We start from the raw sequence: 12,568 nt of genomic DNA on the forward strand, positions 1-12,568 counted from the left end.
CCGAGGTGATGCTATCGCGGGCAAGCCCGGCTCCCACACAAGCCCACCCCACAGTCAGATCTGCTTCGCCTTGTAGATTGGACTGATCGGCGCACTAGCCTTGGGCTTACGAAACACCAACACATTCCCCAGCATCACCAGCACCAACCCTCCCAACGCCGGCGCCGTCCACTGATAGCCCTCGGCAAAGGCCGAGACGTTCAGTGCCACCACCGGGAACAGCACGGTGCAATACGCCGCCCGCTCCGGGCCCATGCGGCCGACCAACGTCAGGTAGGCGGTAAACCCAATCACCGAGCCCGGGATCACCAGGTACAGCAACGAACCGATATAGCGGCTGTTCCATTCCATGTCGAACGGAATGCCCTGCACCGCACAGTACATCGCCAGCATCGAGGCGCCATAGGCCATGCCCCAGGCATTGGTGGTCAGCGGCTTGAGGCCGGCTTTCTGTTGCAGGCTCGACAGCATGTTGCCCGCCGAGAAACACAGGGTGCCGAGCAACGCCAGGCCCAGGCCGAGCAAGGTTTGCGGGCTGGCGGTGTGCCCCACCAATTCAGGCCAGAACAACAGCCCCAGGCCCAGCAAGCCAAGGCCGCCGCCCATCAATACATTGCGCGCCACCTTCTGGCCGAAGAACACCCGGGCGTTCAGCGCGTTCCACAAAGTGGCCGTCGAAAACACCACCGCCACCAGGCCGCTGGGGAGCCACTGGCTGGCGGTCAGGAAGCACATGAAGTTGACGCAAAACAGGCACAGGCCTTGGGCCAGGCAGATCAAATGCCCGCGGCGGTTCATCACCTGCAGCTTGCGGCTGAGTAGCAACATCACGAACAGCACCAGCGCTGCGAGGCCAAAGCGATAGACGATCGACACCGGAATCGCTACCACCCCCAATTGCCACTTGAGGGCAATCCACGTGGTGCCCCAGATCAGTACGGTGAGTAAATACAGGAAAAGGTTCATGGCGGGCTCCGAGGGTTGAGCCACAGTTTCCCACCGGGCAGCACCAGGCCTCTTGCACATTCTTGCGCTTTTGTCGGCTGCCGGGCGCACAGCCGCCGCTGCTGGGAGTAGGATGCAAGCCGTCAGAGAGTACGAATATGCCGCCACTGGAAACCCTGCAAGTCTTTCAATCCCTCAACCGCTCGCCCAATGCTCGCCTTGAGCTGTGCGCCGAGCTCGGTGACGGCTTGTCTGCAGCCTTGTGGAGCAACCATCATGACGCCCAGGATTACCAAGCCCCCGACCACCACACCCTGTCGTGCTACATCGGCGGCGGCACCGGCACTTTTCGCCGCGACCAACCCGGCACCAAGGGCGGCCCCGACAAACTGTGCATCCTGCCCGCCGACCATCAGTCGGCGTGGGTGATCAACGGCGAGATCCGCCTGGCCCACGTGTATTTCAGCCCCGAGCAATTCGCCCTGGGTTGCGTGACATTATTGGACCGTGAGCCGCGCGAGTTGCTGCTGCGCGAGAGCACGTTCCTGGACGATGCCCAACAGGCCCTGCGCTTTCACCAACTGATCAGCCTGAACTGGAAAGAGCCCGCTGAACGCTTGCTGACCAGCAGCCTGGCTCATGAACTGCTCAGTCATGCCCTACTCAGCCAGGTTGGAATGCGTGAGGGTTTGCGCTTGAAAGGCGGGCTCGCCGCCCATCAACGCCGGCAACTGGTGGAGTACATCGACCAGCAGTTGGCCGAGCCGGTCAGCCTCGGGCAACTGGCAGGCTTGTGTGCATTGTCGGAGTACCACTTTGCGCGGATGTTTCGCGAGAGTTTCGGCCTGCCGCCCCACCAATACCTGCTGGCGCGACGACTGGCCCGCGCCCGGGAGCTGTTGCGTGGAGGGGCGTTGCCGTTGGGCGAGATTGCGCTGGCGTGCGGGTTTTCCAGTGCCAGCCACTTTACCAACCGGTTTCGCCAGGCGATGGGGGCGACGCCGGGTGAATACCGCCACGCCTTCCTGCCTTGAGCTACAACTCAAGTAAATCAAGCAATGGAATCTGAGAATGTGGGAGCTGGCTTGCCTGCGATGGCATCACCTCGGTGTATCTGACATACCGAGGCGCCTGCATCGCAGGCAAGCCAGCTCCCACATTTGATCTTCAGCGCTCAATAGTCCGTGCTGTTGGCCAGTGCCGTGGCCAGGCGGTTCTCCAGCGCCTTGATGCGTGCGCCCTCGACCACGTAATTGTTGGTCACCATCGAAAACACCAACTGGCGGCCCTTGGCATCGGTGACATACCCGGTCAATGACGACACGCCACTCATGGAGCCAGTCTTGCCGTGCAGGTTGTTTTGCGCTGCCGTGTCCCGCAGGCGATAGCGCAAACTGCCGCCCACCATCCGCTGCGGATTGCCGGCAACCGGCAACGCGTTGTACCAGGCGTTGAACCACGGCTGTTTGCTCGCCGCCAGCAGCAGGTCCGTGAGGTTCTGCGACGACACCAGGTTACGCCGGGACAACCCCGAACCGTCCACCTGGTTTAACGTCGCCGTATCAATTCCCTGGCGCTTGAGGAAGCCCGCCACCGCCGCCACACCCGCCTGAGCCGTCCCGGCATTGGCGGTCTTGCGCCCCATGGCCTTGAGCAAGGCTTCCGACATGTTGTTGTTGGAAAGCTTGAGCAATGGCGTGATCAATTCCTGTAACGGCGCCGACTCATGCATCGCGAGCACCGTCGCCGTGGGCGCAGTCACACCCCCGATCATCCGACGCCCTTGCACGCTAATCCCCTGCTCTGCCAACGCCTGCCCAAACAGATTGGCCACCAGTTGCGTCGGCTCCCACACACTGACCAATTGCCGACTCTGCTTGCCCGGCGCCAATGCGCCGCTGAGGCGCAACAGGTTGGTGCCATGCTGGCGATTGATCCCATAGCTGTTACCCGCGCCACTGACCGCACGGTTACTGAGCTGCACGTAGTCGGTCGCCGGGCTGATATCCACCGTCACCGGGTGGCCCACCGCAACCGGGGCCTTGGCCGTGACCAGCAGGGAGCCCGCGTCAAAATCCGTATTGGGCGACACCGTCAGCGCCGAAATCTGCGCGCCGTAATAGGTACTTTCATCGTCCTGGGACCAGTCTGTGCCCAAGCGCTCGGCGTCGAAAAAGGTGTCATCGAACACCAGGTCGCCGCGCACCTGCTGGATGCCCTGTTGCGCCAGGCTGGCTGCCAGCGCCTGGTAATCGGCCCACTGGATGCTCGGGTCGCCCAGGCCACGCAGGTACAGGTTGCCGTTAAGCACCGCGCCCTGGCGGGGGCCGTCGCTCAACAGCTGTGTGGAGAACCGATACTGCGGCCCCAACACATCCATTGCCGCCGCCGTGGTCAGCAACTTGAGGCTGGAGGCCGGGGTGAGCCGCGTGCGCGGGTTGTGTTGGTAGAGCGTGCTGGCGCTGTGGGCATCGCGCACCATCAGTGACACGCTGGCACCGTGCAGCGCCGGGTCGGCCAGCAACTGGTCGAGGGTGTCGCGGGTGGAAGTTGTCGGCGCCGTGGCGCAACCGCCCAGCAACAAGCTCAAGCCCAGCAGCAGCCCGCCGGCGTGTGTCCATCGTCCCAACCGCATAAACCTGGCATTCCTTGAATTTGGAGAGTGCGCAGCTTGTGCAATTCCTCCCGGTCAATCAAGGCCCAGGGTGGTTACGGAAAATGTATTGGCGTGAAACAGCGGGTCTGGCTTGGGCTCGGCCTTGCTCGATGCCGGCTGGGTAAAGTCCATGGCCGGCAGGTATACCCGCTGGCTCGCCGGGTCGAACGCCATGTTGTAGGCCATCGGCAAAGTGCTGACGCTGGCGCGCACGGCGTAGTGATCAGCATCCTGTTGATCCACCAGTGTCAGGTTGGCATCGACGCCACTGGGGATCAGCAACCGCCGGTGCTGCTCGTCGTAGGCCAGGGCGTTGACGTCACGGGTGATCGCCAGCTTCGCCTTTACTTCACCGGTTTCCCGGTCGGCGACGATCAACACCGGCGACTCACCGCGACACGCCACGAACAGCCGCTGGCGCGCCACGTCCTGGGCCAGGGCGCTGGGTTTGGGGCAATCGGCGAACTGCCAGGTATCGAGCAGCGCAAAGGTGCTCGCCGAATACCGGGCGACCTTGCCTTCATCGCGCATCGGCAGGAAGAAGCTGCCGTAGCCCTTGACCAGCAGCGGGTCGATTTTCTTTACCGCCAGCTCATGGGCGCCGGTGATTCGTTCCTGCCTGGGATCGAATTCAAACAACGTCGAACGGTCCGCCCTACGTCCACTGACGATAATTACCTTGCCGGTCGAAGGTTCATACACCGCGCTGTTCAGGTTGCTTTGCGCCACCGCAATACGCTTAAGGAATTTGAGTGTGGATAACTGCACCACACTCAAGCTGCCATCCGTGTTGAGCACAAACACGCGGTCGACTTCGGGCACGAACACCACGCCATTCGCACCTTCGGACTGCGCCACCGTCTCGACCAGGCGCTGCTGCTTCACATCGAACACGCTCAGGCCGTTTTCCCGGCGGGCCAGGAACAGATAGGGCCGGGTCGGGTCCAGCCCGACAAAGCCCCAGCTGTGGGCGGAACCGGGCAGCGTCACCCGGTGCTCGCGATGGTAGGTGGCGTCATCGGCCAACGCGGTGCCACTGAGCAGCAAGGCTGCGAATAACCAAGGCTTCATCAGAACTCCAGGGTGCTTGAAACAGACACTTGGCGGGCATCACCGATGGACACGAACTGGGTATTCACGGCCGAGGTGTAATAGGTACGGTCAAACAGGTTCTTCACGTTGAGCTGGAACTTGACCTTCTGCCCGTCGACCTTGGTGTCATAGGTAGCGAACGCATCGGCCACGGTGTAACCCGGCAGGTCGAAACTGTTGGCCGCGTCGCCCGAACGCTCGCCGACATACCGTGCACCCGCGCCAACCCTCAACTGATCGCCACCGAGGATGCTGCCAAAGTCGTAAACCGCCGACAGCGAACCGGTGTTCTTCGCGACGTTTTGCAGGCGGTTGCCCTTCAGGCCCGGGTCTTCGGTGACAACAGCATCGGTGTACGCATAGCTGCCGATCACGCTCCACTTATCCGTCAACTGACCGCTGGCATCCAGCTCCAGGCCACGGGAACGCACCTTGCCGGCAACGCTGTAGACCGCCGTCAGGCCATCGCCCACTTGCACCAGCACGTTACGCTTTTCGATGTTGAACAGCGCCGCGCTGGCCGTGATGCGGCCCGGCATGTCGAGTTTGGTGCCCAACTCCCAGGACTTCGATTGCTCCGGCTCAAGGCTGCCATCCAGTATCGTTTTGTTCGCCAGCGGCGCGATGGTGGAGTTGGGTTTGAACGACTCGGTGTAACTGCCGTAGAACGACAGCTCGTCGGTATAGCGGTATACCAGGCCCACACGCGGCACCCATTTCTGGCCATTGCCGTCGGTGTTGGCGGTGAACGGCACGCCCTTGCCCGCATATTGGTCGTACATCTGATAGCGCGCACCGCCCACCACAATCCATTGGTCGGTGAGGTGGATCGCGTCCTGCATGAACAGCGAGTCGCTGCGCAACAGATCCATCTGGTTGCTGTCCGGCGCGCTGACTGTGGTGCCCGCTACTTCGTTACCGTAGACCGGGTCGTTGTAGTTGAACGTACCCCGGGGCGACTGGCGGATCAGGTCGGCGCGGTAGATTTTGCGGTACTCGTCATCTAGGCCGAAGGTCAGGTCGTGTTGCATCCCGGCGACGTTCACCTTGCCTTCAAGGCTGGCGGTGGCGAAGCGGTCGGTGGTCAGCGCGCCCTGGGTGCCGTCCATGCTGCGGGTCAGGGTACCGTTGCTGTTGACCTTGACCACACGCACCTGGCTGGCATCGTAGGTCTCGCGGTTCCAGCTGTAGCCGAAGTGGGCTTTCCAATCGTCATTCAGGTCATGGTCGGCTTCGAAGCGGTACAGGTCGGAGCGGCCTTCCATGTTGTTGAAAGGCTCGTCCAGGCGGCGCGTGGACGGGATATCAAGCGGGTGGTTGGTCTTGGGATCGATGGCGGTGCCGCGGTCGAACGGCGAGAGAAACTCCCGATGCTCGTAAGCAAACAACAGCTTGGTGCTGTCGCCATACCAAGCCAGCGAGGGGGCGATCAGGCTCTCGCGGTGGGTGCCGAAGTTGCGCCAGTAATCTTCGTCTTCATGATCAACGATCAAGCGGTACGCCAACCCGCTGTCACCGATCGGCCCGGTGGTGTCGAGTTTACCGCCGCTGCCGTTCTTGCCGTCACCAAAGGTCGAGCCGCGCACGGTCAGCGAGGTGGACTGGATCAACTCGGGCTTCTTGCTGACGATGTTGACCACGCCGCCCGGGTCCTGAATGCCGTACAGCAATGACGACGGGCCCTTGAGCACTTCGACGCGCTCGGCGGTGGAGTTCAGCGCGCGGCCCTGCACCACCGGCATGCCGTCCTGCATGATCGAACCGTTACGGTTGTCGCCAAAGCCGCGCAGCATCACCGCGTCCTGGGTGCTGCCCAAGGTGTTGGCCTGGGTGATGCCGCTGACATTGGCCAGGGCATCGTCGAGGTTACGCGGCTGTTGATCGCGAATCACCTGGGCCGGCACCACGTTAACGGTTTGTGGAGTCTCCAGCAGCAAGCCATGGGAACGCATCACCGAACTGGTCGGCGGCGGCTGATAACTGGTGGTGTCCGACGGCGGGGCGGTACCGTTGATGGTGGTAGCGCCGAGGTTCAGCGCGCCTTCGGTGGGCAACGGTTCCAGGGCCAGGGTGCGGGCGTCGATCTGGCGGAAGGTGAAGCCGGAATTAGCCAGCAGGCGCTGCATGGCCTGGGTTGCACTCATCTGCCCGGTGATGGCCGGTGCCTTGATGGCGTAGGGCGCTTCGTCGGTGTAGACCACGCTGATGCCGGTCACCCGGGTGAAGTCGCTCAAGGCCTGGGGCAACGGCTTGGCGGTCAGGGCAAAGTTGAACACGGTGCTCTGTTGCTGCGCCTCGGCCGCCTGCGCCATGCCCAAGGGCAGCAGCGCCAGCCCCGAAACCGCCAATACCGAGGCTCCCAGCCACTGTTTAACCGAACCCGCCGACGTTGCCCTGGACTTCATGCTTTGAGAACCCGTGTGTAAAAACGCTGTTAATGCGAATTAATCGCAGTTTCAAGCACTACACGGATGGCCGACAGCTTTACCTCACATCGTTTTGAAAATAATTTCGGTCACACCGGTTGGATCCGAAACCCGAAGCGCGGAAAGTGCACATGCACAGTGCCGCCACGCTCGTCGGTGCGTCGCACAATCAGCTCTTCACTGCCGGTAAACAGCAGTTCGCCGGCTACCGGGTCGACACCGTAATCGGTCGCAGAGACGGTCACCTGCTGGCCGGCTTTAAAGCCGTTCGGGTCGACGAACAACTCTTCAGGCAAGGCCGCCGGTGCCGCGTTGCGAGCCACCTCCAGTGCCTGTTCCGAGGTCATTTCGCTGGAGGTGCCATGGCCGAAACCAAACACCCGGCCCAACCATGCCGAAACGGCGGGATAGGCGTCCACCAGCGGCGCCGTCACGGGTGTGGCCTTGAGAAACCACAGGGGATGGGCCAGGGAGAAGTCGGCAATCGACGGCTCGCCAAACAGGAAGTCCCCCGATTCACGCTGCAGCTGTTGCTCCAGCCGCGCCATGATCGCCGGCCATTGATGGCGCGCCAGTTCCGCCGGAATGCGCGTCGCCGAACCACCGCTGAACAACGCGCTACGGTCGGCGATAAACGCCTTGATCGCTTCCGGTGGCAACTTGGCAAAACGCACCGCTACCGACTCGGGCTGGAACACCAGGCTGACGGCATGGGCAAACACCACCGAATCGGCCCACGCGGCGAAGGTTCGGGTGATCGCTTCCTGGCCGAGCGGGAACAGGGCCGGCGAGGATTTTTCCTGCTCAAGGCGCCGGGCAATCAGCGCGGTGTCGCAATAGATGTCAGCGCCGACCTGCAGCACGGGAGTCTTGCGGTAGCCGCCGGTGAGCGCGGTCAGGTCGGGCTTGGGCATCACCGGCGAGATGTGCACCGAACGCCAGGACAAGCCCTTGAAGCCCAGCAGCAGGCGAGCTTTTTCCGCGAACGGGGATGTCGGGTAATGGTGAAGAATCAACTCGGACATGCTGGACTCCGCTAAAACAAGTGGACGTGTAGCTTAGCTCGCCACACCGTCGTTTGGCGTGATGGGAACCCATCAGTCAAATTGATACGCCGGTGGCCGCCAGGCATTCCTTGGCGCTTTTCTTCAACTTCTTGATCAGCCGCTCCTGGCGCAGCGCCTCGCCCTTGCTCGCACACGCTTCGGTATACACCAGCGCGACCGCCGGGCTGGACAGGAAAAACCGTGCGCCCTTGCCGCTCTGGTGAGAGGCAAAACGGCGCACCGGGTCATTGCTGATGCCGCAATAGAGCGAGCCATTGGCGGCACGCACCAGGTAGACAAACCACGGCTTGGCTTCGACAGGCACAACTTCAGAAGCGCTATTCACAATCCGTTCCGACACCACAAGAGAAGAACACGCATCTTATCAATGCCTCCATGTCCTGTGGCGAGGGGGCTTGTCCCCCGTTGGGCCGCGGAGCGGCCCTAATCAGCAATCGCGGTCCTTCTGAAAAGGCCGCAATTACCTTTCTGGGGCCGCTTTGCGGCCCAACGGGGGACAAGCCCCCTCGCCACGGGCCTGGAACGCCTTCAGCCCTTTCAACGCCTGGGCGCGCACGGCGTTTTTCACCAGGGGTGTCCAGCCCAGCAACAGCCCTTTGGTGCCCAACGCCTGGCGCGACCAGCGCCACAGGTCGAAGTGGTCGTGGTGCTCACAGATCTTGCCATCGCGAAACACAAAGCGCGCCTGGATATCGTTGACCACGGTGTTGCCGGTGGCACTGAACAGGTAGGTCGCCACCCAATGCGCGCTGCCGGTGATTTCGTCGCTGCGCACGCTGTCGAAGGTCAGGGAAAAATCCTTGGCGCGGGTGGTGAGCATGCGCCACATGTCGCCGGCATCACGGCCACGCAACTCACCGAAGGCCGGGTCGCTGAACACCACATCGTCGGTGTAGCAGGCGCTCATGGCCTCGGCGTCCAGGCGCTGAAACGCGCTGTAAAATTCGGTGATCAGGACGTTATGCGCGTCGCTCATGGGCAGGTTCCGCAAAAGGAATTGGGGGGGGCCGGGTACGATAATCCCCAAGGCCCCTGAACACTATCGACATTGATGCCGGGAATACCAGCCCCATGAGGGTCAGGGCACCATCCCGCAGCTACGAGCATAGGCGAACAAGTCCACATCGGTGGAAATGCACAGCCGGTGCATGGCGGTACTTTTCTGCTTGCTGATGGTGGAAATGCTGCGATTGACGCGTGCGGCAATCTGGCTGACGGTCATGCCGCTGGCCAGCATGCGCACCACTTCGCGCTCCTTGTCGGACAGTTGCGGGGTCTGTGACTGGTCCCCGGTGCCGGCCTGGGCCAACTGGGCCCGCAGGCACTCACTGACAAAGGTCTTGCCCTCACAGACCTCCCTGATTGCGGTGGGCAATTCCTTGGCCGACGCGCTCTTGGCCACAATGGCCTGCGCGCCCTGGGCGAAGGAGGCACGCAGGGTGGCGATGTTGGCGAACATGGTCACCAGAATCACCGGCAACGTGGGGTACTGGCGCTGCAGCAGGCCGAGCAACCCGTAGCCATCGGCTTGCAGGTCGCCCGGCATGACGAAGTCGGTGACCAGCACATCACACGGCGTCACGCTCAACACCCGCAGCAACTCGTCAGGGCCGTTGGCCTCACCGACCACCTTGCACCTGCCATTGGCCTCGATCACTACCCTCTGCCCGATACGAACAATGGGGTGATCGTCAGCAATAATTACGCGAAACATAGGCATCCATGAGTAATGGCAAATTGATTCACGCCAAAATACCCGCGAGCGTTCCAGGCAACAACCGTGCAGCCTGCGCCCAATTTCGCCTCGCCCCCGTGTTTTTAGTGAAAGACTTCAATGCCTACAAAATAAAAAGAATTCCCTTACAAAACAAAGCTACAAATCAAGGTAATGCCTCCTACAAAAAATCCAAAACTGTCATAAATATGTCAAATAACGCAGGTAGACCACCACGTCCTTTTCAAACTGTTGCAACGCTTGCCGGCTGCCTTGAACACCGTTCTTGCGCACCTGCTCGATCAACTGCGCCGCTCGCCCGTCAAGTTCAGTGCCACCCAGAAACGCCAGGCTCCCGGCCAAACGATGCAGGCATTCGATCATCGCGTATTTATCCAGGGTACGCCCGGCATTGAGCAACCTGGCGTAGTCCGCATCGGCTTCCAGCACCAAACTGCGCAGCATCTGGTCCACGACCTGCGTGTCGCCAAAGGTCTGGATCAGGTCGGCCCGGGTGGGCCAGGGCTGGCTTGCCGCAGGGGTAACGGTAGCGGGCAAGCTTGCTGCATCGGGCGGCAGCGGCAACCAGCTTTCGAGCAAGTCGCGCAACCGCTCCAGCGAAAGAGGCTTGAGCACCCAGGCATCCATGCCGGCCTCAAGGCAGCGCCTGGCATCCTCGGCCCCCAGTTTGGCGGTCACGGCGATGATCGGAACACGGCCACGCCCGTGCGTCGCCTCCCGGCGGCGAATCTCCCGGGCCATGCTGTAGCCATCCAGTACGGGCATCCGGCAGTCGCTGATCACCAGGTCAAAATGCTTGCGGGAGAACGCAGTCAAGCCCGCCTGCCCATCACCGACCAGCTCATGCGCCAGCTCGAACTTCTGTAAAAACCAGCCCATCAGCGCACGGTAGGCCTGATGGTCTTCAACCACCAGCACACTTAAATGTTTCCAGTGGGAAGGAGGTGGGCGCCATGGCACCGTTTGCTTTATTGGGTCATCGCCTGCAAGAACGCTTGGCCTCATGACCACCTCGATATGGAAACAGACTGGCCATCCGAGTGACTGGCATGTCTTCAGATAAGGGCGCGCTTTTGGCACCCGTTCCGAAGAGAAGCTATCCATATGAGCGTATTTGAGGCGATACAAATACTACGAAAAAGCATTTTTTCCTACACGCGAAATCAACTATTCCGACTTGATCCAGTAAGGATTCCCCGGTCTCCGGAATGTCGTATTTGTTGTATTTCCCGCACTCGACCTGAACGCTAAATTGCGCCCCACCCCAAAAGGGCAACCCGCCATCTCATATGGCGACCCGCAATCTGTACTGACCCAACGCTCCGGTCAGTTGACGTTCCCGAGACCACACACCATGAACAAGCACCTCATCGCCCTTGCCAGCGCCCTGCTGATCACCGGCACAGCCCCTGCGTTTGCGGCCAGCACTGTCGACCTGACCGTCAAAGGCATCATCACGCCGAATGCGTGCACCCCAACCCTGTCCAGTGGCGGGATCGTCGATCACGGCAAAATGTCAGCGAAGGACCTGAACCCGACCGGCTACACCCGCCTTCCGACTTACACCCTGCAACTGGAGGTCAATTGCGATGCGCCGATCGCGTTCGGCCTGAAGACTGTGGATAACCGTCGCGGCTCGGCATCAACCGTCGGCTTTGGCCTGGGCTTTATCAACGACAGTCAAAAGCTTGGGATATTCACGGTAACGATGCGCACGCCGGTGGCTGATGGCGACACCGTGCAGCCGATCGCTTCCTACGACAACGGCACCACGTGGGAGCCGCAAAACTGGATGGAAGACTTCGGCCTTTACTCCGTGAGCACGGACGGTGTACTGCCACGCCCCACCGGGGACCTGACCATGGGCCTGGAAGTCGCCACCTCGATCGCCAGGACCGATGGCATGGACCTGAGCGACGAAGTCAACATCGACGGCTCCGCCACCATCGAAATGATGTACCTGTAACCCCCTTGCCCTAGCCACAGCAACCAAAGGTCAGCTCGCCCATGAAGCCCTCGTCCGTTGTCTTTCTCACCACTTTGCTGCTTGCACCCGCGGCGTTTGCCGCCAGCACCACCGACCTCGTCGTCCAGGGCGTCATTACGCCCGATGCCTGCGAACCCTCGCTCTCCGGTGGAGGCGTAGTGGACTATGGAAAGATGACGGCCAAGGACCTGACCCCGGACCGGCCGACCTCGCTGCCAACGCAGTCGTTGCAGTTGGGCATCCAGTGCAACAACTCGACCCTGCTGGCCTTCAGCACCATCGATAACCGTGCTGGTAGCTCCGCGATCAACGATCACATGCATGGCCTGGGCATGACCCCCGACAACGAAAAGCTCGGCAGCGCCGGCTTTGGCCTTTACAACGCGGTGGCCGACGATGCGCCCGCCAGGACATTGACCTCTGACAACGGAGGTGTCAGTTGGACACCGTCGGTACGCCTGGGGCCCCTCACGCTGACGGCGATCGGCGCCGCCGGCAACAGCATGGTGCCGATTGCCGTGAGGCGCTTCACCGCCGACTTGCGCCTGTATACCCAGATCAACAGCGCCGACCGCCTGACAATACTCGAAGAAATCCCTCTGGATGGCCATGTCACCCTGCAGATGAAATACCTGTAAGCCCCCAGGATTTACATGAAAG

The 12,568-nt window shown here is 61.5% G+C and carries 12 protein-coding genes; 3 read left to right on the top strand and 9 right to left on the bottom strand.

Annotated features, from left to right (window positions below; genetic code table 11):
* Positions 1 to 54 precede the first annotated feature (54 nt).
* Positions 55 to 966, bottom strand: coding sequence for a DMT family transporter (locus ACZRN6_RS13330; protein ID WP_322147288.1), 912 nt, complete (start codon positions 964 to 966; stop codon positions 55 to 57).
* A gap of 137 nt (positions 967 to 1,103) precedes the next feature.
* Here ACZRN6_RS13330 and ACZRN6_RS13335 point away from each other — a divergent pair, with 137 nt between their 5' ends.
* Positions 1,104 to 1,979, top strand: a complete 876-nt coding sequence (locus ACZRN6_RS13335; protein ID WP_322147290.1) for a helix-turn-helix transcriptional regulator — start codon at positions 1,104 to 1,106, stop codon at positions 1,977 to 1,979.
* Between the two features lie 140 nt (positions 1,980 to 2,119).
* On the opposite strand, the gene dacB is transcribed toward ACZRN6_RS13335, so the two are convergent.
* The 8 genes from dacB to ACZRN6_RS13375 all read right to left on the bottom strand — a co-directional run bounded on the left by dacB (position 2,120) and on the right by ACZRN6_RS13375 (position 10,839).
* On the bottom strand, positions 2,120 to 3,580 hold the full coding sequence (gene dacB, locus ACZRN6_RS13340; RefSeq protein WP_464008162.1) for a D-alanyl-D-alanine carboxypeptidase/D-alanyl-D-alanine endopeptidase: 1,461 nt from the start codon (positions 3,578 to 3,580) through the stop codon (positions 2,120 to 2,122).
* 54 nt (positions 3,581 to 3,634) lie between these two features.
* Positions 3,635 to 4,672 (bottom strand): YncE family protein, encoded by a 1,038-nt coding sequence (locus ACZRN6_RS13345; RefSeq protein ID WP_464008163.1) that lies wholly within the window; start codon positions 4,670 to 4,672, stop codon positions 3,635 to 3,637.
* On the bottom strand, positions 4,672 to 7,098 hold the full coding sequence (locus tag ACZRN6_RS13350; protein WP_464008164.1) for a TonB-dependent siderophore receptor: 2,427 nt from the start codon (positions 7,096 to 7,098) through the stop codon (positions 4,672 to 4,674). The genes ACZRN6_RS13345 and ACZRN6_RS13350 overlap by 1 nt, the downstream gene beginning before the upstream one ends.
* A 110-nt stretch (positions 7,099 to 7,208) precedes the next feature.
* A complete protein-coding gene (locus tag ACZRN6_RS13355) occupies positions 7,209 to 8,144 on the bottom strand; it encodes a glutathione S-transferase family protein (RefSeq protein WP_464008165.1) in 936 nt (311 codons plus the stop codon).
* Positions 8,145 to 8,220: 76 nt separating this feature from the next.
* A complete protein-coding gene (locus ACZRN6_RS13360) occupies positions 8,221 to 8,511 on the bottom strand; it encodes a GIY-YIG nuclease family protein (protein WP_322147297.1) in 291 nt (96 codons plus the stop codon).
* 135 nt (positions 8,512 to 8,646) lie between these two features.
* The gene (locus tag ACZRN6_RS13365) at positions 8,647 to 9,162 is read right to left on the bottom strand and encodes a nuclear transport factor 2 family protein (protein WP_464008166.1); all 516 of its coding nucleotides are present in this window, start codon (positions 9,160 to 9,162) and stop codon (positions 8,647 to 8,649) included.
* Between the two features lie 102 nt (positions 9,163 to 9,264).
* Positions 9,265 to 9,900: a response regulator transcription factor gene (locus ACZRN6_RS13370; RefSeq protein ID WP_322147299.1), complete on the bottom strand. Its 636-nt coding sequence runs from the start codon at positions 9,898 to 9,900 to the stop codon at positions 9,265 to 9,267.
* A 201-nt stretch (positions 9,901 to 10,101) separates the two neighbouring features.
* The gene (locus ACZRN6_RS13375) at positions 10,102 to 10,839 is read right to left on the bottom strand and encodes a response regulator (RefSeq protein ID WP_322147300.1); all 738 of its coding nucleotides are present in this window, start codon (positions 10,837 to 10,839) and stop codon (positions 10,102 to 10,104) included.
* 436 nt (positions 10,840 to 11,275) lie between these two features.
* Between ACZRN6_RS13375 and ACZRN6_RS13380 the strand changes: the two genes are divergently transcribed.
* Positions 11,276 to 11,887, top strand: coding sequence for a DUF1120 domain-containing protein (locus tag ACZRN6_RS13380; RefSeq protein WP_464008167.1), 612 nt, complete (start codon positions 11,276 to 11,278; stop codon positions 11,885 to 11,887).
* 41 nt (positions 11,888 to 11,928) lie between these two features.
* Positions 11,929 to 12,546, top strand: a complete 618-nt coding sequence (locus ACZRN6_RS13385) for a DUF1120 domain-containing protein (RefSeq protein ID WP_322147303.1) — start codon at positions 11,929 to 11,931, stop codon at positions 12,544 to 12,546.
* The last annotated feature ends 22 nt before the right edge of the window (positions 12,547 to 12,568 follow it).

The sequence above is a fragment of the Pseudomonas sp. A125 genome (genome assembly GCF_055409485.1).